We start from the raw sequence: 19610 nt of genomic DNA, 5'->3' as shown, positions 1-19610 counted from the left end.
ATGTGGGCTCGGTGGTGACGCTTTGATCATTTCAATAATTCTTGTATAGTTGAAATAAAGCATCCAAGGGGGGAGACCCATGAACAAAGAGACGGCCACCAAGGTCTTTGAATCGCTGGCTTCCGGGATCCGGCTCGAGGTGTGGCGGCTGCTGGTCAAGGCCGGGCTGGAGGGGCGGGTCGCGGGGGAGCTGGCCGGCGAGCTCGACATCGCCCCCAATACCCTCTCGTTTCACCTCAAGGGGATGCTCAACGCCGGGTTGCTGTCGGTGGAGCAGGAGGGGCGCTTTCTGCGCTACCGCGCCAACATCCCCCTGATGCTGGGAGTGATCGCCTACCTCACCGAGGAGTGCTGCGCCGGTCATCCCGAGGCGTGCGGCCTGCTGCCCGCCGGGCCCGGCAGCGCTTCCCGCGCCGAGGGGCCGTCGCCCTGCTGCGGCGAGTCGTAACGGGCCAGGGCTGTCGATGCCCATGTGCCGTGTCATTCATCTATTCAACCTGGGGTGCGAGCGTGGATCGCACCGGGAGTCATCATGTCTGCAAGCTGTGAGGCCAAGGCAGCCCCTGCCATCGGCTTTTTTGAACGTTATCTGACCGCCTGGGTCGCCCTCTGCATCCTGGTGGGCATTGGTCTGGGGCAGGGGTTGCCGAGTCTCTTCAAGGCCATCGGCGCCATGGAGGTGGCCAGGGTCAACCTGCCGGTGGGGCTGCTTATCTGGGTGATGATCATCCCCATGCTGCTCAAGATAGATTTTGGCGCCCTGCATCAGGTGAGGGGGCACCTCAAGGGGATTGGGGTCACCCTCTTCATCAACTGGCTGGTCAAGCCCTTCTCCATGGCCTTCCTCGGCTGGCTCTTCATCCGCGTGCTGTTTGCCGACTGGCTGCCGGCGGATCAGCTGGACAGCTACGTGGCGGGTCTCATCCTGCTGGCAGCGGCCCCCTGCACCGCCATGGTGTTTGTCTGGAGTCGCCTCACCAACGGCGATCCCTACTTCACCCTGTCGCAGGTGGCGGTGAACGACCTCATCATGGTGTTTGCTTTTGCTCCGCTGGTGGCGCTGCTGCTCGGGGTCTCCAGCATAGTCGTGCCCTGGGATACCCTGCTCACCTCGGTGGTGCTCTACATCGTCATCCCCGTCATCCTCGCCCAGCTGCTGCGCAAGGCCTTGCTGAGAAAGGGGCAGGCCCATTTTGACGGCGTCATGACCCGCATCCAGCCCTGGTCGGTGGCGGCCCTGCTGCTCACCCTGGTGCTGCTGTTCGCCTTCCAGGGCAACGCCATCATCGAGCAGCCGCTGGTCATCGCCCTCCTGGCGGTGCCCATCCTGATCCAGGTGCTGTTCAACTCAGGGCTCGCCTACTGGCTCAACCGCAAGGTGGGGGAGAAGCACTCGGTGGCCTGCCCTTCCGCCCTGATCGGGGCCTCCAACTTCTTCGAGCTGGCGGTGGCCGCCGCCATCAGCCTGTTCGGCTTTCATTCCGGCGCGGCGCTCGCCACCGTGGTCGGGGTGCTCATAGAGGTGCCGGTCATGCTGCTGGTGGTGCGCGTGGTCAACGCCAGCAAACCCTGGTACGAGGCGGGACTAAGGCGCTAACGGATGGCCGCTAACCCATTTCTATTCACTTGAGTCATGAGAGACAGGCAAATGAGTGCAATCACCCTCTATCACAACCCGGAGTGCGGCACCTCCCGCAACACCCTGGAGCTTATTCGCAACAGCGGCGTGGAGCCCACCATCATCCACTATCTGGAGACGCCCCCCTCCCGCGACGAGCTGGTGGCCCTGATCGCCGCCATGGGCATGCCGGTGCGCGATCTGCTGCGAAAGAACGTGCCCCCCTACGAGGCGCTGGGGCTGGCGGAAGAGCGTTTCAGCGACGATGAGCTTATCGACGCCATGCTGGCCCATCCCATCCTCATCAACCGGCCCATCGTGGTCACCCCCCTCGGCACCCGGCTGTGCCGCCCGTCGGAGGTGGTGCTCGATATCCTGCCCGACCCGCAGCAAGGGGCGTTTGCCAAGGAGGATGGCGAGCAGGTGGTGGACGGTCAGGGCAAACGGCTTCGTTGAGCCCCTGCGCGTCAGCGTCTGACCCGCGCCGGGGGGATGCCCTTAACGGGCAGGCGCCAGATCTGCTACTGTGACCTTCGACTCATCACAGAGGGTGGAAACAATGAAGATTCGATTCCTGGTGATAGCCACGGCACTGGCGCTGGCGCTGGCCTCAACCCCCGGTCTGGCCGACTGGGCAAAGCTGAAGGAGGCCGCCTCCGAACTCGGTACCGCGGTGAGCGATACCAGCATGGAGGCGTGGAAGGGGATCACCGATTTTTCCAAGGAAACCTGGGAGTCGGTGTCCAGCTGGGGGGCCGAGGCCTACAACAAGGCGGGGGCCTGGACGGCAGAGAGCGCGGCCACCGGCAAGGAGTGGCTGACCGCCGCCGACAAGAAGCTCGACACCATGCTCGAGCCCAAGACCCCGGAGGAGGCGAGAACCGCCCTCGATACCATGGCCGATACCGCCCTGGTGCGGCTGTTCAACGAGCAGCCCTCGGCCAAGTTGCTGTTTGACAAGGCTTATGGCTATGCGGTGTTCGACTCGCGCAAGTTCTCCCTGATGATCCACACCAATCAGGGGGCCGGGGTGGCCGTCAATCGCACCAGTGGCAAGCACACCTACATGAAGATGTTCGGTGCCGGTCTTGCGGCCGGGATCGGCGGCAAGTTCTACCAGCAGGTGATCCTGTTCGAGGACAAGGCGAGGTTCGATGCCTTCGTCAGCAAGGGGTGGGAAGCCACCTCCGAGGTGGGCGCCGTGGCGGGCAAGGAGAGCGCCGAGCTCACCGCTAAGTACAATGGGGGCATGGCCATCTACCAGATTGGCGAGAAGGGGCTGTTGCTGGACGCCAACATCTCGGGCTCCAAGTACTGGCTGGATGATGACCTGAACAAGTGATCCCTGCCGATCTGACTCGTTTTTTCTTGGAGGAGATCGAGGTGCACTCTGTTTAATTGTCGGGACTTGCAGTAAAAAGAGGGCCTTGGGCCCTCTTTTTCATGGGCGCCGTACAGAGTCCGGCGACAAGGAGAGCAAGATGACCCATGAGGCCGAACAGGAGCGGATGGCTGCCCACCGCCGGGAGTGGGACAAGCAGAGCATCTATCTGCGCCTGCAGGAGGGGATCCCGGCCGCGTTCTGGGTCTGGGGGGATCTGGTGGCACCGCTCGAACCCTGCCTGACACAGGGTGATCAGGGGGCATCCTTCGGTTGGGGGGAGGCCGACGAGGCCTGCCTGGCGCTTTCCCATGCCATCATCGCCAGGCTGGTGAGCGTGGGGCTGGTGGCCCCCGAGCAGGCGGGGGAGAAGGCCCGCTACCTGCGCGACGAGGTGCTGGCCAAGCTGCCTGCAGGCGAGCACTACGATCTGCACCTGAGTTACCTGCGGCTGCTGCTGGGCGATCCCCCCGGATCGGCAACCTGATCCCCGGATGGCCGGTGCCCGCCGGCCTGATCGCGCCCCGCTTTTATCCCTGATCTCGAGATCCCACTCTGGTTGGCACCTTTATTGCTTCAAGCCAGTCAGTGTCAATGATTTGTCTGGGAAGGGAAGATGGAAATTAGCGCAAGCAGCCTGATGCAAGAGATGCAGGCCCTCAAGGTGGAAGCCGGTGCCACGCCGTTGACCCAGCCCGGTCGTCCGGTCAGCTCGGATTTCGGCCAGATGCTGCAACAGGCCCTGGACAACGTCAACGAGTTGCAGGGCACCGCCAACGATCTGCGTACCCGCTTCGATCTCGGCGACAAGTCGGTGGATCTCTCCCAGGTGATGATCGCCGGCCAGAAATCCTCCATCGCCTTCGAGGCGACGGTGCAGGTGCGCAACAAGATGGTCGATGCCTACAAGACCATCATGAACATGCCGGTGTAACTCGGGCCCATGGCGACCGAGCATCATGAACATGTCAGCAACAAGGACATAAACCGTGGCAACTGATCAAAACGGCGATCTGCTGATCAACAACGAGGGGGCGGCCGCCCTCGACGAGCACGAGCAGAAGAGCTCGGCGCTGGGCTTCCTGTCCAACACCGATGTGTTGCGTCAGATCACCCTGATCCTGGGGCTGACCATCTGTCTGGCCATCGCCGTCTTCATCCTCTTGTGGGGCAAGGAGCCGGAGATGCGTCCCCTCGGCACCTTCACCACCCAGGAGCTGGTCTCCACCCTGGATTACCTGGATCAGCAGAAGATCCCCTATCAGGTGGATGGCAAGAGCGTGCTGGTCAGTGCTGAAAACTATGCGGACATCCGGTTGCGCCTGACCCGCGCCGGTCTGGCCAACAACAGCGACGCCAGCAACGACGGCGAAGCCATCCTGCTCAAGGACTCCAGCTTCGGCGTCAGCCAGCGCATGGAGAGCGAGCGCCTGAAACTGAGCCGCGAGCGCCAGCTGGCGAGCGCCATCGAGCAGTTCCAGAACGTCGCCAAGGCCCAGGTGCTGCTGGCTATCCCGAAAGACAACGTGTTCGCCCGCAACGAACGCAAGCCCAGCGCGACTGTGGTCCTGAGCCTCAAGGGCAACGCCCTGGGCCAGGGTGAGGTGGACTCCATCGTCGACATGGTCGCCTCCGCCGTTCACGGTCTGGAGCCGACCCGCGTCACCGTGACCGACCAGAACGGGCGCCTGCTCAACTCCGGTTCCCAGGATCCCCTCTCTGCCCAGACCCGCAAGGAGTTTGCGATGCAGCAGAAGCAGGAGCTCGAATACAAACAAAAAATTGACGCCATCCTGATCCCGGTGCTGGGGGCCGACAACTATACGGCAGAGGTGGATCTCTCCCTCGACTTCTCCCAGCAGGAACAGACCCGCAAGACCTACAACCCGGACTTGCCGGCGGTGCGCTCCGAAATGACCATGGAAGAGAACAGCGCCAGCGGCAGCAACGGCGGGGTACCCGGCGCCCTCTCCAACCAGCCGCCCGCTGCGTCCAACATTCCCGAGCAGGCAGCCGGCGCAGAAGGAACCGCCTCTTCCGGCCGTTCCCGCAAGGAAGCGACCCGCAACTTCGAACTGGACACCACCGTCAGCCACATCCGGCGCCAGCAGGGCGGCATTCGCCGCATGACGGTGTCGGTGGCGGTGGATTACAAGGCCATCCCCGGCGCCGACGGTGCCGTGACCCGGGAAGCCCGCAGCCAGGCCGAACTCGATACCCTGCGCCGTCTACTGAGCGGCGGTCTGGGCTTTGACGTGACCCGGGGGGATACCCTGGAGGTGGTCGCCATTCCGTTCAACCGCCCGGAACTCGAGACCGTGGCCGACATCCCCCTCTACGAGCAGCCCTGGTTCTGGCGCGCGGTGCGCATCGCCGCCTCCGTGCTGGTCATCATAGTGCTCATCGTCACCGTGGTGCGGCCCATGCTCAAGCGCCTGCTCTACCCGGACGCCAAGCCGGAAGGGGAGCTGGACTTCGACAACCACACCGTGCTGGGTGGCGACGACGAACTGAGCCTGCTGGCCGCCCAGGCCGAGGCCGAACCGGTATTCGGTCTGCGGGATGGTCAGCTCAAGCTGCCTGACCTGCACCGTGACGAGGATCTGCTCAAGGCCGTGCGCGCCCTGGTAGCGAACGAACCTGACCTGGCCGCCCAGGTCATCAAAGAATGGGTAACCAAAGATGCCTGAAGAGAATAAAAGCCAGGTCACCGGCAACGACATCACCGAAAGCCAGCGTTTGATCCTGGATCAGATGGGGGGCATGGAGATGGCGGCGGTGCTGATGCTGAGCCTCAACGAGGAGGACGCGGCCCAGATCTTCCGTCACCTCGAGCCCAAGCAGGTGCAGCGGCTCGGCATGTCCATGGCCTCCATGTCGGATTTCAGCCACGATCGGGTGGCGGCGGTGCATCGTCAATTTATCGACGACATCCAGAAGTACACCAACATCGGCATCGGCAGTGAAGACTTCGTGCGCAAGGCCCTGGTGGCGGCGCTCGGGGAGGACAAGGCCAGCAACCTGGTGGATCAGATCATCCTGGGGTCAGGCGCCCGCGGCCTCGACTCCCTCAAGTGGATGGATGCCCGCCAGGTGGCCAGCATCATCCAGAACGAGCACCCGCAGATCCAGACCATCGTCCTCTCCTATCTGGAGCCGGAGCAGTCCGCCGAGATCCTGAGCCAGTTCCCGGAGCAGGTGCGCCTGGATCTGGTGATGCGCATTGCCAACCTCGAAGAGGTGCAACCGGCGGCGCTGCAGGAGCTCAACGACATCATGGAGAAACAGTTCGCCGGTGCGGCCGGTGCCCAGGCGGCCAAGATGGGCGGCCTGAAGGCGGCGGCCAACATCATGAACTACCTGGACACCAACATCGAAGGGCAACTGATGGACTCCATCCGCGAGTCGGACGAGGAGATGAGCCAGCAGATCCAGGATCTGATGTTCGTGTTCGAAAACCTCATCGACGTGGACGATCGGGGCATCCAGACCCTGCTGCGGGAAGTGCCCGGGGATCTGCTGCAACGGGCCCTCAAGGGGTCGGACGACCAGATGCGGGAAAAAGTATTCAAGAACATGTCCAAGCGGGCCGCCGAGATGCTGGCGGACGACCTCGAGGCCATGGGGCCGATCCGGGTCTCCGAGGTGGAAGCCGCCCAGAAGGAGATCCTCTCCACCGCGCGCCGCCTGGCGGATGCGGGCGAGATCATGCTGGGGGCGGGTGGTGGCGAAGAGTTCCTCTAAGCCATGGGCCATGGAATGTGCGATGATGTCGGCCCCTGTACCCGGCCCTCGATAGGAGTCTCTTCGGCACATGAATGACAAGAACAGCAAACTGCGCGGCTATCTGAGGCCCGAGTCCGACACGGCGCAGATTGAGACCTGGGGCTGGCCAGAGATGGAGACCGAAGCAGAGGTCGAGACCAATGCCCTGGGGCTGGCTCCTGACTGGTATCGTCAGGAGCAGGCCGATGCGGCCCTGCCGGAAGAACAACCCGAAGAACCCGCCCCCAGCATCACCGCCGAAGAGGTGGAGGCGATTCGTCAGGCCGCCTGGGAAGAGGGGATGCGCGATGGGCGCGAGGCCGGTTTTGCCAAGGGGCTGGAAGAGGGCAAGCTCGAAGGCTTGCAGCAGGGCCACCAGGCCGGGCTGGAGCAGGGCAGGGAAGAGGGACTCGCCATGGGGCGGGAGCAGGTGGAGCTGGAGATAGCCCGCTGGCAAGCCCTGGTCTCACGCCTGGCCACTCCCCTTGGCGAGATGGACGAGGCGGTGGAGCAGCAGCTCATCGCCCTGGTGCAGCAGCTCGCCCGCGCCCTCATCCGCCATGAGGCGCAAACCTCCCCCACGCTGCTGCTGGAGGCCCTCAAGCAGGGGTTGGCCCTGCTCCCTGCCGCCGAGCAGGGGGTCACCCTGATGCTGCACCCGGAGGACGTGACCCGGGTAGAGGCCGCCTTTGGCGCCGAGGAGTGCGCCAGGCGCCACTGGCGGCTGCAAAGCGAGCCCACCTTCTCCCCCGGCGATCTGCAACTGGCCACCGAGCTTTCCAGCATCGATCTCACCCTCTGTGGGCGCATCGATCAGCTGCTGCGCAATTTCCTGCGTGACAACGCGAGCTGAGCCATGGCCCGGTTCGAACCCGTCGTGCAGCGTCCTGCTGACGGCATCATCAGGCACTCATCGTCGGAGGCGACATGACGGCACCCCTTCTTGATCGGCTTAAAGGCTACCGGGTTCGCGAGCAGGCCCCCATACCGCCGGTGGCGGGCAAGCTCACCCGGGTGGTGGGGTTGACCCTGGAAGCCATCGGCTGCCGCGCCGCCATCGGCTCCCTGTGCCGCATCGATACCCAGGATGGGGCCCAGGAGGCCGAGGTGGTGGGGTTTGCCGGGGATCGCCTGTTCTTGATGCCGAGCGAGCAGCTCAAGGGGGTCATTCCCGGCGCCCGGGTGGTGCCCGTCACCGAAGATCACGGCATCCCGGTGGGCATGAGTCTGCTTGGCCGGGTCATCGATGGCATCGGCCAACCCCTTGACGGGCTCGGCCCCATCCTCTCGTCTCAGACGGTGCAGTTCGCCCAGCACCGCATCAATCCCCTGGCCCGTCGCCCCATCCATCAACCCATGGACGTGGGGGTACGGGCCATCAATGCCGTGCTCACCGTGGGCCGGGGTCAGCGCATGGGTCTGTTCGCCGGCTCCGGTGTCGGCAAATCCGTGCTGCTTGGCATGATGACCCGGGGCTCGGTGGCGGATGTCGTCGTGGTGGGCCTCATCGGCGAGCGGGGCCGGGAGGTGAAGGAGTTCATCGAGGAGATCCTCGGCGCCGAGGGGCGCGAGCGCGCCGTGGTGGTGGCCGCCCCTGCCGATGCCTCGCCGCTGATGCGCCTCAAGGGGTGCGAGACGGCGCTCGCCATCGCCGAGTATTTCCGCGAGCAGGGGCTCAACGTGCTGCTGCTGATGGACTCCCTCACCCGCTACGCCCAGGCACAGCGGGAAATTGCACTGGCGGTGGGGGAGCCGCCGGCCACCAAGGGCTATCCCCCCTCGGTGTTTGCCAAATTGCCGGCGCTGGTGGAGCGGGCCGGCAACGGCAGCGACGGCCAAGGCTCCATCACCGCCTTTTTCACCGTGCTGACGGAGGGGGACGATCTGCAGGATCCCATCGCCGACGCGGCCCGGGCCATCCTTGACGGCCACATCGTGCTGGCGCGGGAGCTGGCGGATGCGGGCCACTATCCGGCCATCGACATCGAAAAATCCATCAGCCGGGTCATGCCCATGGTGACCTCACCGGAGCACATGGAGCTGGCGCGCACCTTCAAGCAGTTCTACTCCCTCTACCAGCAGAACCGGGATCTCATCACCATCGGCGCCTACAGCCAGGGATCGGATCCGCGCATCGACCGGGCCATCATCCAGAAACCCTATCTGGATCAGTTCTTGCAGCAGAAAATGCGCGAGGTCATTCACTACGATGAAGGCCTGCAATCCCTGCAACTGGTGGCCATGCCCCTGATGCGTTGACCGGTGGAGAGCCCTTATGAGTAAAGGATTGACGTTGCTGGCGAGTCGGCTGGAGGAGGCCGAACAGCAGGCCGCCATGGCGCTTGCCAAGGCCCAGCAGGATCTCAAGCTGTTCATGGATCAGCAAAACGCCCTCAGCCAGTACCGCCAGATCTACCACCAGCAGTGGACGGAGCGCGGTCTGCAGGGGATCAGCCCCCAGCAGAACAGCCAGTATCACGCCTTCATCAACAAGCTCGAAAACGCGGCGACCCAGCAGTACCAAGGGGTGTTGCAGGTGCGCGAGGCGCTGGCCGAGTGCCGCACCCAGTGGCTCGAAGCCCAGCAGCGGCGCAAGGCGGTCGAGCTGCTGCTGGAGAAGAAGGCGGACAAGGTGCGCCAGAAGGCCCAGCGCCAGGAGCAGAAGATGCTGGATGACTACGCCATCCTGCGTCGTTATCACCAATCTGGCCTGTAATTTGCTTTCTTCCGGTCATGCGAGGCCGATGGGCCAAGCCATGACCGCACGTGCGGCCGTCACCGAATCGTCGTCAGGGATCCCAGCATGATACAGACCCCCTTGATTAGCACTCTCCCCCAGGCGCCTTCTGCCGATGGCAGCGCCACCCTGCTGGCTCCCACCGTCGGGGGCGAAGGGGGCGTGCAGCCGTCAGGCGAGGGCAAGGCCGCCTTCTCGCAAGCCATGGCCATGGCCCAGCTGATGGGCAAGGCGCCAGCCAGTCAGGGCAATCCACCACTCCAGGGGCCCGCCGAGGGCGCCCGGGAGGGGCTTGCCCCGGCTGCCAAATCTTTGGCGTCTGACGAGCCCGCCACCGAGTCTGCGTCTTCCTTGAAGGGAGCGGACGACGAGGGCGAGCTGCCTCCCGACGACTTCCTGCAACAGTTGCAAGCCTCCCTGCGCCAGGATGTGAGCCTGGTGGTGCCCCCGACATCGCCCGCCATGGCCGGTGAGGCGGCGGTGCCTGTGGACGGCAACCCCTTGCCGCCTGGCGCCGCTGCGCCTGGGATGGCAGAGGGGGTGGGAATGGCAGAGGACGTGGGGTTGGCAGAGGGCGTGGAGGCGGCAGAGGGGAGCGCCTCCCTGCCGCAGATGACGCCAGAGCGTCAGCATGAAGGGAACAAAACGAAGGCAGCTCCCGGTGCGGCCCAAGGCGCCAGCGCCGTGCCGAGCGGTCAGGGGGCTCTGCCGCTGGGGGCCGAAGAGCCCCCCTTGGCCGATGACACTGCCGTGGCAGACCAGGGCGGGGTGACCCGCCAGCCCATGGCAGGCAAGGGAGCGGAGCCGGATGCCAAGGGGGGGGAGCCCCCTCTCTCGGGTCAGGAGCGTGCCGCCCTGCTCGCCAAAGTGGTGGCTGGAGAAAACGCCCAGGCTTCCACTGTCACCCGGGCTGACTCATCGCAAGAGGCACAGGTGACCAATCCCCTGGCGTCGGCCGGACAGGGGGCAACCGCTTCCCGTGCCACCAGCGCCTATGGCGATGGCGTGATCCGGACGGTGGCGCAGGGGCCGGCCCCTGCAGCCACACCGGAGTCCGCCCCGCCCGCGACGGCGGCAGGGGCAGAGAAGGACGCCCCTGTCGCCGGTGAGGCCAGACAGGCTGAGGCCGCGAGCGGGCAGGGAGCCCGTGCAGGGGCCGAGCCTGCGGTGAATGCAGGGAGCAGCCAGCCCGTGACGACGGAAGACCCGGCCCCAGTCCAGGTGGCGCCGCAGATCCTGGCTCGTCATGAATCCCAGGGGGCACAGGCCCCCCTGACGGCCCTCTCGGCGGGCCTGGACCAGATGGAGAGTGCCCCCGTGGTGGCCGCCGGCGCTGCCGTGTCGGTGAAGCCCGCGGTGGACAAGTCCCGGCTCGATGAGCTGGGTAAACAGTCGGGGATGGAGGTCAAGGGCAGTGAACCCGCCGAGGTGAGCCAGCCTTTGCATCAGGCACAGAGCCAGGTCGGCGAGAACAGACCGCTGGCCGAGGCGACCGTCAGACGGGAGCCTCAGAGCCTGCCCCACCTCAAGCTGGCGACCCCTGAGGCCCCCGAGCAGCTGCACCACAAGGTGAACCTGATGCTGGCGGACAAGCTGCAGCAGGCGGAGATCCAGCTAGACCCCCTGGGGCTTGGCAAGATGAAGATCCAAATCCAGATGGATGCCTCCAGCCAGGCCAGCGTGCACTTCGTGGTGCAGCATGGCCAGACCCGTGAGATGCTGGAGCAGGCCATGCCGCGCCTGCGCGACATGCTGGCAGGGCAGGGGATCCAGCTCGGCCAGACCGTGGTGCAACAACAGGCGCAGCAGCAAGCCTTCCAGCAGCAGGGGCAGTCATCCTCCCAGGGTCAGTCCGGTTTCGGTGACCAGGGGCGACAGGGGGGAAATGGTGGCGGCAGCGATGGCAGAGAGGCCGAGGGGAGCGCTCGCAACCTCACGCTGCTGGTGGAATCGGCAAACGATGCCGGAATCGATTTCTATGCTTGATGCATTCTTAAGTAAGTTTATGATACCGAACAAGTTTGAGACTAGGGTGGACAAGGGATGGCAGACGATAACGAACTGACGCTGAAGGATCCGGCGGCAGGCAAGAAAAAGAAGCTGATCATGATAGTCGCCCTGGCCGTCGTGCTCCTTGGTGGGGGTGGCGCCGGCGCCTGGTTCATGCTCGCCGGTGGGGATGAGCCCGCTGCCGAAAAAAGCGAGGCCAAGCCGGAGGCGAACACGCCCCAGCCCTCGCTCTATGTGGGCATGCCCCGTCCCTTCGTGTTCAACGTGGCGGGAGGCCAGCGGGATCGGCTGGTGCAGATCAAGATCCAGCTGATGGTGCGCGGCACCGCCGACGAAACCCTGGCCAAACAGAACATTCCCCTGATCGAAGGCACCTTGCTGCGGGTCTTCAGCTCGGCGACCGCCGAACAGCTGATGACCTTCGAGGGCAAGGAGAAGCTGCGTCAGGATTCGCTGGAAGAGTGCCGCCGGGTGCTGAACGACCTGGTCTCTTCTCCCGTAATCGAACAAGTGCTGTTTACCGGCTTTGTCATGCAATGAAAGGTGAAGCGTGAGCGATCTGTTAAGTCAGGACGAGATTGATGCCCTGCTGCACGGCGTCGACGATGTCGAGGAGGAGGAGCTGGGAGCTGCCGGGGATCCCGGTATCGCCCAGTTCGACTTCTCCTCCCAGGACCGCATCGTCCGCGGCCGCATGCCGACCCTGGAGCTGGTGAACGAACGGTTTGCCCGCCACATGCGCATCAGCCTGTTCAACATGATGCGGCGCACCGCCGAGGTCTCCATCAACGGCGTGCAGATGCTCAAGTTTGGCGAATATGTCCACACCCTGTTCGTGCCCACCAGCCTGAACATGGTGCGTTTCCGCCCCCTCAAGGGGACGGCGCTCATCACCATGGAGGCGCGGCTCGTCTTCATCCTGGTGGAGAACTTCTTTGGCGGTGATGGCCGCTACCACGCCAAGATCGAGGGGCGGGAATTCACCCCCACCGAGCGGCGCATCATCCAGATGCTGCTCAAGCTGGTGTTCGAGGACTACAAAGATGCCTGGGCGCCGGTGATGGACGTGGGCTTTGAATACCTCGACTCCGAAGTGAACCCGGCCATGGCGAACATCGTCAGCCCCACCGAGGTGATCGTGGTGAGCTCCTTCCACATCGAGCTGGACGGCGGTGGCGGCGACTTCCACGTGGCCATGCCCTACTCCATGCTGGAACCCATCCGCGAACTGCTGGATGCGGGGGTGCAGAGCGACAAGGGGGATACCGACGTGCGCTGGAGCAAGGCCCTGCGCGACGAGATCATGGACGTCAAGGTGGAGCTCAAGGCCAAGCTGCTGGAGACCGAGCTCTCCTTGCGTGAGCTGATGGAGCTCAGACCCGGGGACATCATCCCGGTGGAGATGCCGGAGAACCTGCTGGTCTTTGTGGAGGATCTGCCCACCTTCCACGCCAAGATGGGGCGCACCAAGGAGAACGTGGCGCTCAAGATCACCGACAAAATCAAGCGCCCTGACGGGGTCAAGACAGAGATGCATCTGGTGACCCGCGGGGGCGTGCGCATTGATGGCGAAGCCGAGCTGGAAGAGCTTGAGCGAAGCATCTCTGACAAACACCCTGATTGATCCTCCCCCCGGGGAGGTGTTGCAACACTGAGGAATTGAAGATGAGCGGAACCGATGACGAGCAGGATTTGATGGCTGACGCCTGGGCGGCCGCACTGGAGGAGCAGGTCACGGCCGAAGCCAAGCCTGCCCCCCTGGAGGAGTTGAAGGACGAAGCCCCCATCAGCGCCGAAGAGCGGCGCAAGCTGGACACCATTCTGGACATCCCGGTGACCATCGCCATGGAAGTGGGCCGCAGCCAGATCAGCATTCGCAACCTGCTGCAACTGAACCAGGGCTCGGTGGTGGAGCTGGATCGGGTGGCGGGTGAGCCCCTGGACGTGCTGGTCAACGGTACCCTGATCGCCCACGGCGAGGTGGTGGTGGTGAACGACAAGTTCGGTATCCGCCTTACCGACGTCATCAGCCAGATTGAAAGGATCAAGAAGCTCAAATGATCCGTGTGCTCCCGTTGTGGCTGTTTTCCCTGCCAGCCCTGGCCAACCCGGGGGTAGGGGCGAATCCCCCCAGCCTCACCTCCTGGCTGCTCTCCAGCCTGATGGTGATCGGCCTCATTCTGGTGCTGGGCTTCCTGCTCAAGAAGAGCAAGCTTTCCCAGGTGATGGGAGGGGGCCAGATGAAGGTCATCGCCACCCTGCCCCTTGGCTACAAGGAGAAGCTGATGGTGGTCAAGGTGGGCGGCCAGCAGCTGCTGGTCGGGGTGACGCCGCAGCAGGTCAACTTCCTCTATCGCCTGGAGGAGCCGCTGGACGAGAGCCAGCCCCAGGCGTTCTCCGAGCAACTGGGCAAACTGATGGGCAAGCATGAAAAACGTTAACTGGACCCGGTGGCTGGCACTGCTCTCCCTGGTGCTCTCGCCCCTGGCGATGGCCCAGGACGGCATGTCGGCACTCACCGTCAAGACCATGGCGGATGGCAGTCAGGAGTACAGTCTGACCCTGCAGGTGCTGGCGCTGATGACCGCGCTCTCCTTCCTGCCGGCCATGGTGATCATGATGACCTCCTTCACCCGGATCATCGTGGTGCTCGGCATCCTGCGCCAGGCCATCGGTCTGCAGCAGAGCCCCTCCAACCAGGTGCTGATCGGCATCGCCCTCTTCATGTCGTTTTTCATCATGTCGCCGGTGCTGGATCGCATCAACAACGAGGCGTTGCAGCCCTATCTGGCCGAGACCATCGGGGCCAAGGAGGCCCTGGAGAAGGCGGAGCTGCCCATTCACCAGTTCATGCTGGCCCAGACCCGGGTCAAGGATCTCAATACTTTCATGGAGATAGCGAACGTGCAGGTAGCCGAGCCTGCGGACGTGCCGCTGCGGGTGCTGATCCCGGCCTTTGTCACCAGCGAGCTCAAGACCGCCTTCCAGATAGGCTTCATGCTGTTTCTGCCCTTCCTGGTCATCGATCTGGTGGTCGCCAGTATCCTGATGGCCATGGGGATGATGATGCTCTCCCCCATGCTGGTCTCCCTGCCGTTCAAGCTGATGCTGTTCGTCATGGTGGATGGCTGGAACCTTATTCTGGGCTCCCTGGCCACCAGCTTCGGGCTGGGCTCGGGTGGTTAGGGGAGGGCAGACCCTCCCCCTGGCTCTCCCCTTCACTCGGGGAGGGCGCGAGGCCTCTCTTTCTCTCGAAGGAGGAGGCCGGGAGGATGCGGCCTTGGGCAAACCCATCACAAGGAGCGAGCAATGAGTCCTGAAACCTTCGTCGACGTCTTTCGCGAGGCGCTTTGGCTGGTGACCATCATGGTGTGCGCCGTGATCCTGCCGAGCCTGATGGTGGGGTTGGTGGTCGCCATCTTCCAGGCCGCCACCTCCATCAACGAACAGACTTTGAGCTTCCTGCCCCGTCTGGTGGTCACCCTGCTGGCCCTGGGGGCGGGGGCTCACTGGGGATTGCAGAGTCTGATGGACTTCTTCCAGCTGATGGTGAGCCAGATCCCCGAGGTGGTGGGCTGATGCCAGCCAAGGGCCACCCTTTCGCTCTGGCAGACCGGTGCCTGCGTCCTCCCGTTGGCCTGCCCCTGCCGGGAGTGTTGCTGTCATGACCTACACCACGGCGCTCATCATGGAGTGGCTCTCCTCCATCCTCTGGCCCCTGGCCCGGGTGAGCAGTCTCCTGATGGTGATGGCGGTCTTTGGCAGCCGGCTCGCCCCTGCCCATATCCGCATCGGCCTGGCGCTGGCGATCACCCTCATCATCGCCCCCCTGCTGCCCCCCATGCCGAAGATCGAGCTCTTCTCCCTCGGCAGCTTCCTGGTGCTGGGGCAGCAACTGCTCATCGGCATCGCGCTCGGCCTCATGACCCAGTTCCTGCTGGAGACCTTCGTGATGGCGGGTCAGGTCATCGCCATGCAGACCAGCCTGGGCTTTGCCACCCTGGTGGACCCCATGAACGGCCAGTCGGCTCCCGTGGTGGGCCAGTTCTACCTGATGCTGGCGACCCTGGTGTTTCTCGCGGTGGACGGCCACCTGCTGATGCTGCGCATGGTGGTGCTGAGTTTCGAAACCCTGCCGGTATCTGACAGCGGGCTCACCCTGCCTGCCATCCGCAGCCTGGTGAGCTTTCTCGGGGTCATGTATCAGGCTTCTCTGGTGATGGCGCTCTCGGCCATCATCGCCCTGCTGCTGATCAACTTCGCGTTCGGGGTGATGACCCGTGCGGCCCCCCAGCTCAACATCTTCAGCATCGGCTTTGCGGTGAGCATGATGTCGGGCCTGTTCATCCTCTGGCTCACCATCGGTGGCTTCATGGGGCACTTCGACGCGCTCTGGGAGCGGGTGCAGGAGACCAGCTGCGAGCTCATCAACGTCCAGTGCTTCGGGGGCCAGCATGACTGAGGCCCTCCCGGTTGCGGCCCTTTTGACGCCACTCTGGCGGGCCGCCAGTCGGCTGATGCCGGCAGGAGGCCAGCATGGCTGATACCGATCAGGAACGCACAGAGCAACCCACGGGCAAACGACTGCAACAGGCCCGGGAAAAAGGGCAGATTGCACGTTCCAAGGAGCTGGGTACCGCCAGCGTCCTGCTGGCGACCGTGTTCGGCCTCCTGATGATCAAGGAGAGTCTGGCAGGGGCCATGATCAAGGTGCTCACCATGGGCTTTACCCTGGACCGGGACCAGGCGTTCGACCCCAATGCCATGGGGGCCATGGTGCCCGCCCTGCTGGGGGAGCTGATCCAGCCTCTGGGGCTGCTGTTCATGCTGGTGATCATCGCCGCCTTCGTCGGCAACACCCTGCTCGGCGGGATGAACTTCTCCTCCGAGGCCATGCTGCCCAAGTGGAGCAAGCTGAGCCCCCTGAGCGGCATCAAAAGGATGTTCGGGGTGCAATCCCTGGTGGAACTTGTCAAATCCATCGCGAAAGTGGTGTTTATCAGTCTGTTCGCCTGGTGGATGCTATCAAGCCAGTTCAACCATCTGCTGAATCTCTCTCTCGAGGGCTTTCCCGGCGGCATCGTCGATGCCCTGGACCTGCTGCTCTGGATGCTGATCATCCTCTGCTGCGCCCTGATCCCCATTGTCGCCATCGATGTGCCGTTCCAGAGCTGGAACCACAATCGCCAGCTGAAGATGACCAAGCAGGAGATCAAGGACGAGTTCAAGGACAGCGAAGGCAAGCCCGAGGTCAAGGGGCGGATACGCCAGTTGCAGATGCAGATGGCCATGCGCCGCATGATGGGGGATGTCCCCAAGGCCGATGTGATCATCACCAACCCGACCCACTACTCGGTGGCGCTCAAATACGATGCGGGCAAGCCGGGGGCGGCGCCCAAGGTACTGGCCAAGGGGGTCGACGAGGTGGCGATGAAGATCCGGGAGATCGGGCGCGAATACGACATCCCCGTCATGTCCTCCCCGCCGCTCACCCGGGCCCTTTACCACGCCACCGAGATTGGCCAGGAGATCCCGGAGGGGCTCTTCGCCGCCGTCGCCCAGGTGCTGGCCTATGTCTATCAGCTCAAGAAGTTCCGCCGTGGTCGCGGCCGGCGCCCGACCCCCATCGCCACGGATCTGCCCATTCCCCCCGAGTTTCGCAAATAACGCAGGGGTGGCAGCCTGATCCCGGGTTCTCTCCCTTGTGCCCCCGCGTTTCGCAAATAAAGCGGTGGGATGGCCCCACCATCCGGTCTCTCCCTGTGTCGCAAACAAGGCCGCAATCTCCCTGTCGAGGCGCGTCGCCTCGCCCCATGGCCTGGGCTGGCCTTTGGCCTGCTTGGTGAAGGCAGCTTCCCCCCTGTCACCATTCCCCGTGACGCCAACGACGGACTTCTGACAGCGTTAAAATAAAAACCATATAAATCAATGCATTGAATCCTTGGCTTGATATTTGCTTTAATCCGCTATTGGCAGTTTATCATTGAGATGCACGATGGGATTCAAAGCGGGACTGGGCCGTTTCAAAGAGTACAAGTGGCTGCTCAGCAGAGGGGTAGGGACGCCGCTGCTGGTATTGGCCTCTCTGGGGATGGTGGTACTCCCCATTCCGCCCCTGATGCTGGATATCCTCTTCTCCTTCAATATCGCCCTCTCCATCGTGGTGCTGCTGGTGGCGGTCTATACCCGCCGCCCCCTGGAATTTGCCGCCTTCCCCACCGTCTTGCTGATCGCCACCCTGCTGCGGCTCGCCCTCAACGTTGCCTCCACCCGGGTGGTGTTGCTGGAAGGCCACAACGGCAGCGCGGCGGCAGGCCATGTGATCGAGGCGTTCGGCAACGTGGTGATCGGCGGCAACTATGCCGTGGGCATCATCGTCTTCATGATCCTGGTGATCATCAACTTCGTGGTGGTCACCAAGGGTGCGGGCCGGATCTCCGAGGTGAGCGCCCGCTTCACCCTTGACGCCATGCCCGGCAAGCAGATGGCCATCGATGCGGACCTGAACGCCGGTCTCATCAACCAGGAAGAGGCCAAGAAGCGCCGTCAGGACGTGACTCAGGAAGCGGACTTCTACGGCTCCATGGACGGTGCCTCCAAATTCGTGAAGGGGGATGCCATCGCCGGCATCATGATCCTCTTCATCAACATCATCGGCGGCTTCATCATCGGCATGATGCAGCACCAGCTCACCTTCGGCGAAGCGGCCCAGGTCTATACCCTGCTCGCCATCGGTGACGGTCTGGTCGCCCAGATCCCCTCGCTCCTGCTCTCCATTGCCGCGGCCATCATCGTTACCCGTCAGAATACCGACCAGGACATGGGGACAGCGGTACTCGGCCAACTGTTCGAAAATCCCAAGGCGCTGGTGATCTCCGCCGGCATCCTGCTGATGATGGGCAGCGTACCCGGCATGCCGCACCTGGCTTTCCTGAGCTTGGGGGCGGTGGCGGCGGCGGGCGCCTGGTGGCTGCTGCGCCGCGAGAAGCAGAACAAGGCGAAGGCGGCGAGCGGCGAACTCATGCCGGCCCAGGGGGATGCCCCGGTGGAGCAGAAGGATCTCAGCTGGGACGACGTCATGCCGGTGGACATCATCGGCCTGGAGGTGGGTTATCAGCTGATACCTCTGGTGGACAAGAATCAGGGGGGCGAGCTGCTCAACCGGATCAAGGGGGTGCGCAAGAAGCTCTCCCAGGAGCTGGGCTTTCTGGTGCCTGCCGTCCACATTCGCGACAACCTGGATCTTGCACCCAACCAGTACCGCATCACCCTGATGGGCGTGAGCACGGGGGAAGCCACCGTCTATCACGACAAGGAGATGGCCATCAACCCGGGGCAGGTGTTCGGCCAGATCCACGGTATCGCTACCCAGGACCCGGCGTTCGGGCTGGAGGCGGTCTGGGTCGCCAAGGAGCAGGTCTCCCAGGCCCAGACCCTTGGCTACACCGTGGTCGATGCGGCCACCGTGGTGGCTACCCACCTGAGCCAGATCCTCTCCAACCATGCGGCGCTGCTGCTGGGTCATGACGAGGTGCAACAACTGCTCGACATGATAGGGAAGCATCAGAGCAAGCTGGTGGAAGGACTGGTTCCCGAGGTGATCAGCATGGGCAACCTGGTGAAGGTATTGCAGAATTTGCTCAATGAAGGCGTGCCAATTCGCGATATGCGCACTATCCTGCAGACCCTCGTGGAATATGCGCCCCGCAGCCCGGACCCGGAAGTGCTGACCGCAGCCTGCCGGATCGCCCTGCGCAGATTGATTGTGCAGGAGATTGCCGGCCCCGAGCCCGAGCTGCCGGTGATCACCTTGTCACCAGAACTGGAACGTATATTGCATCAATCCCTGCAAGCAGGTGGGGGAGATGGCGCCGGTATCGAACCGGGACTGGCGGAGCGGATGCAACGCTCCCTGGTGGAAGCCACTCAACGACAAGAACTGGAAGGCCAGCCGGCCGTGCTTCTGACATCGGGGATATTGCGCAATACCCTGGCGAAATTTGTCAAGAATGCCATTCCTGGATTACGCGTGCTGTCCTATCAGGAAGTGCCTGACGACAAGCAGATCCGCATCGTCAGTGCGGTGGGACAGGGCTAGT

General features: G+C 63.6%; 21 protein-coding genes. All 21 read left to right on the top strand.

Features of this window, described 5'->3' with window-relative positions; all coding sequences use genetic code 11:
* Positions 1–79: 79 nt before the first annotated feature.
* The 21 genes from C3418_RS08475 to flhA all read left to right on the top strand — a co-directional run bounded on the left by C3418_RS08475 (position 80) and on the right by flhA (position 19609).
* Positions 80–448, top strand: a complete 369-nt coding sequence (locus C3418_RS08475; protein WP_010673910.1) for a helix-turn-helix transcriptional regulator — start codon at positions 80–82, stop codon at positions 446–448.
* An 84-nt stretch (positions 449–532) separates the two neighbouring features.
* Positions 533–1597, top strand: coding sequence for an ACR3 family arsenite efflux transporter (gene arsB / locus C3418_RS08470; RefSeq protein ID WP_010673911.1), 1065 nt, complete (start codon positions 533–535; stop codon positions 1595–1597).
* A gap of 51 nt (positions 1598–1648) precedes the next feature.
* A complete protein-coding gene (gene arsC / locus C3418_RS08465) occupies positions 1649–2074 on the top strand; it encodes a glutaredoxin-dependent arsenate reductase (RefSeq protein ID WP_010673912.1) in 426 nt (141 codons plus the stop codon).
* 103 nt (positions 2075–2177) lie between these two features.
* Entirely contained in the window at positions 2178–2960 is a 783-nt protein-coding gene (locus C3418_RS08460; protein ID WP_010673913.1) for a hypothetical protein, read from the top strand.
* Between the two features lie 139 nt (positions 2961–3099).
* The gene (locus C3418_RS08455) at positions 3100–3486 is read left to right on the top strand and encodes a hypothetical protein (protein WP_010673914.1); all 387 of its coding nucleotides are present in this window, start codon (positions 3100–3102) and stop codon (positions 3484–3486) included.
* 129 nt (positions 3487–3615) lie between these two features.
* On the top strand, positions 3616–3933 hold the full coding sequence (gene fliE, locus C3418_RS08450; protein ID WP_029314161.1) for a flagellar hook-basal body complex protein FliE: 318 nt from the start codon (positions 3616–3618) through the stop codon (positions 3931–3933).
* Positions 3934–3988: 55 nt separating this feature from the next.
* Positions 3989–5689, top strand: coding sequence for a flagellar basal-body MS-ring/collar protein FliF (fliF, locus tag C3418_RS08445; protein WP_010673916.1), 1701 nt, complete (start codon positions 3989–3991; stop codon positions 5687–5689).
* Complete coding sequence (gene fliG, locus C3418_RS08440) at positions 5682–6743, top strand: flagellar motor switch protein FliG (protein WP_010673917.1); 1062 nt, start codon at positions 5682–5684, stop codon at positions 6741–6743. The genes fliF and fliG overlap by 8 nt, the downstream gene beginning before the upstream one ends.
* A gap of 70 nt (positions 6744–6813) precedes the next feature.
* Complete coding sequence (fliH, locus tag C3418_RS08435) at positions 6814–7617, top strand: flagellar assembly protein FliH (RefSeq protein WP_010673918.1); 804 nt, start codon at positions 6814–6816, stop codon at positions 7615–7617.
* Between the two features lie 74 nt (positions 7618–7691).
* Positions 7692–9023 (top strand): flagellar protein export ATPase FliI, encoded by a 1332-nt coding sequence (gene fliI, locus C3418_RS08430; RefSeq protein ID WP_103858287.1) that lies wholly within the window; start codon positions 7692–7694, stop codon positions 9021–9023.
* Between the two features lie 16 nt (positions 9024–9039).
* Positions 9040–9480: a flagellar export protein FliJ gene (gene fliJ, locus C3418_RS08425; protein ID WP_029314164.1), complete on the top strand. Its 441-nt coding sequence runs from the start codon at positions 9040–9042 to the stop codon at positions 9478–9480.
* 87 nt (positions 9481–9567) lie between these two features.
* Positions 9568–11487 carry a flagellar hook-length control protein FliK gene (locus tag C3418_RS08420; protein WP_010673921.1) on the top strand — a complete coding sequence of 640 codons (1920 nt, stop codon included), beginning with the start codon at positions 9568–9570 and terminating at the stop codon, positions 11485–11487.
* A 57-nt stretch (positions 11488–11544) separates the two neighbouring features.
* On the top strand, positions 11545–12051 hold the full coding sequence (fliL, locus tag C3418_RS08415) for a flagellar basal body-associated protein FliL (RefSeq protein WP_010673922.1): 507 nt from the start codon (positions 11545–11547) through the stop codon (positions 12049–12051).
* A 10-nt stretch (positions 12052–12061) separates the two neighbouring features.
* Positions 12062–13135, top strand: a complete 1074-nt coding sequence (gene fliM, locus C3418_RS08410) for a flagellar motor switch protein FliM (RefSeq protein ID WP_010673923.1) — start codon at positions 12062–12064, stop codon at positions 13133–13135.
* A gap of 41 nt (positions 13136–13176) precedes the next feature.
* Positions 13177–13572, top strand: coding sequence for a flagellar motor switch protein FliN (fliN, locus tag C3418_RS08405; protein WP_010673924.1), 396 nt, complete (start codon positions 13177–13179; stop codon positions 13570–13572).
* Positions 13569–13952, top strand: a complete 384-nt coding sequence (fliO, locus tag C3418_RS08400; RefSeq protein WP_010673925.1) for a flagellar biosynthetic protein FliO — start codon at positions 13569–13571, stop codon at positions 13950–13952. The genes fliN and fliO overlap by 4 nt, the downstream gene beginning before the upstream one ends.
* Positions 13939–14697 carry a flagellar type III secretion system pore protein FliP gene (gene fliP / locus C3418_RS08395; protein WP_010673926.1) on the top strand — a complete coding sequence of 253 codons (759 nt, stop codon included), beginning with the start codon at positions 13939–13941 and terminating at the stop codon, positions 14695–14697. Before fliO ends, fliP begins: the two co-directional genes overlap by 14 nt.
* Positions 14698–14820: 123 nt before the next feature.
* Positions 14821–15090, top strand: a complete 270-nt coding sequence (gene fliQ, locus C3418_RS08390; RefSeq protein WP_010673927.1) for a flagellar biosynthesis protein FliQ — start codon at positions 14821–14823, stop codon at positions 15088–15090.
* 85 nt (positions 15091–15175) lie between these two features.
* Complete coding sequence (gene fliR / locus C3418_RS08385) at positions 15176–15973, top strand: flagellar biosynthetic protein FliR (RefSeq protein ID WP_010673928.1); 798 nt, start codon at positions 15176–15178, stop codon at positions 15971–15973.
* A 74-nt stretch (positions 15974–16047) separates the two neighbouring features.
* Positions 16048–17178 (top strand): flagellar biosynthesis protein FlhB, encoded by a 1131-nt coding sequence (gene flhB, locus C3418_RS08380; protein ID WP_010673929.1) that lies wholly within the window; start codon positions 16048–16050, stop codon positions 17176–17178.
* A gap of 328 nt (positions 17179–17506) precedes the next feature.
* Positions 17507–19609 (top strand): flagellar biosynthesis protein FlhA, encoded by a 2103-nt coding sequence (gene flhA / locus C3418_RS08375; protein WP_010673930.1) that lies wholly within the window; start codon positions 17507–17509, stop codon positions 19607–19609.
* Position 19610 lies beyond the last annotated feature (1 nt).

This window comes from Aeromonas sp. ASNIH8 (assembly GCF_002919855.1).
GTDB classification, from domain to species: Bacteria; Pseudomonadota; Gammaproteobacteria; order Enterobacterales; family Aeromonadaceae; genus Aeromonas; species Aeromonas caviae.
This window is presented reverse-complemented; position numbering and strand designations above follow the sequence as displayed.

What these genes read in the sequence shown, in the direction of transcription:
- fliI (WP_103858287.1), top strand. Translation starts at nt 7,692, where the DNA reads ATGACGGCACCCCTTCTTGATCGGCTTAAAGGCTACCGGGTTCGCGAG.
- fliN (WP_010673924.1), top strand. Translation starts at nt 13,177, where the DNA reads ATGAGCGGAACCGATGACGAGCAGGATTTGATGGCTGACGCCTGGGCG.
- flhB (WP_010673929.1), top strand. Translation starts at nt 16,048, where the DNA reads ATGGCTGATACCGATCAGGAACGCACAGAGCAACCCACGGGCAAACGA.
- fliP (WP_010673926.1), top strand. Translation starts at nt 13,939, where the DNA reads ATGAAAAACGTTAACTGGACCCGGTGGCTGGCACTGCTCTCCCTGGTG.
- C3418_RS08475 (WP_010673910.1), top strand. Translation starts at nt 80, where the DNA reads ATGAACAAAGAGACGGCCACCAAGGTCTTTGAATCGCTGGCTTCCGGG.
- fliQ (WP_010673927.1), top strand. Translation starts at nt 14,821, where the DNA reads ATGAGTCCTGAAACCTTCGTCGACGTCTTTCGCGAGGCGCTTTGGCTG.
- fliO (WP_010673925.1), top strand. Translation starts at nt 13,569, where the DNA reads ATGATCCGTGTGCTCCCGTTGTGGCTGTTTTCCCTGCCAGCCCTGGCC.
- C3418_RS08420 (WP_010673921.1), top strand. Translation starts at nt 9,568, where the DNA reads ATGATACAGACCCCCTTGATTAGCACTCTCCCCCAGGCGCCTTCTGCC.
- fliR (WP_010673928.1), top strand. Translation starts at nt 15,176, where the DNA reads ATGACCTACACCACGGCGCTCATCATGGAGTGGCTCTCCTCCATCCTC.
- fliE (WP_029314161.1), top strand. Translation starts at nt 3,616, where the DNA reads ATGGAAATTAGCGCAAGCAGCCTGATGCAAGAGATGCAGGCCCTCAAG.
- C3418_RS08460 (WP_010673913.1), top strand. Translation starts at nt 2,178, where the DNA reads ATGAAGATTCGATTCCTGGTGATAGCCACGGCACTGGCGCTGGCGCTG.
- fliL (WP_010673922.1), top strand. Translation starts at nt 11,545, where the DNA reads ATGGCAGACGATAACGAACTGACGCTGAAGGATCCGGCGGCAGGCAAG.
- fliH (WP_010673918.1), top strand. Translation starts at nt 6,814, where the DNA reads ATGAATGACAAGAACAGCAAACTGCGCGGCTATCTGAGGCCCGAGTCC.
- flhA (WP_010673930.1), top strand. Translation starts at nt 17,507, where the DNA reads ATGGGATTCAAAGCGGGACTGGGCCGTTTCAAAGAGTACAAGTGGCTG.
- fliG (WP_010673917.1), top strand. Translation starts at nt 5,682, where the DNA reads ATGCCTGAAGAGAATAAAAGCCAGGTCACCGGCAACGACATCACCGAA.
- fliJ (WP_029314164.1), top strand. Translation starts at nt 9,040, where the DNA reads ATGAGTAAAGGATTGACGTTGCTGGCGAGTCGGCTGGAGGAGGCCGAA.
- arsC (WP_010673912.1), top strand. Translation starts at nt 1,649, where the DNA reads ATGAGTGCAATCACCCTCTATCACAACCCGGAGTGCGGCACCTCCCGC.
- arsB (WP_010673911.1), top strand. Translation starts at nt 533, where the DNA reads ATGTCTGCAAGCTGTGAGGCCAAGGCAGCCCCTGCCATCGGCTTTTTT.
- C3418_RS08455 (WP_010673914.1), top strand. Translation starts at nt 3,100, where the DNA reads ATGACCCATGAGGCCGAACAGGAGCGGATGGCTGCCCACCGCCGGGAG.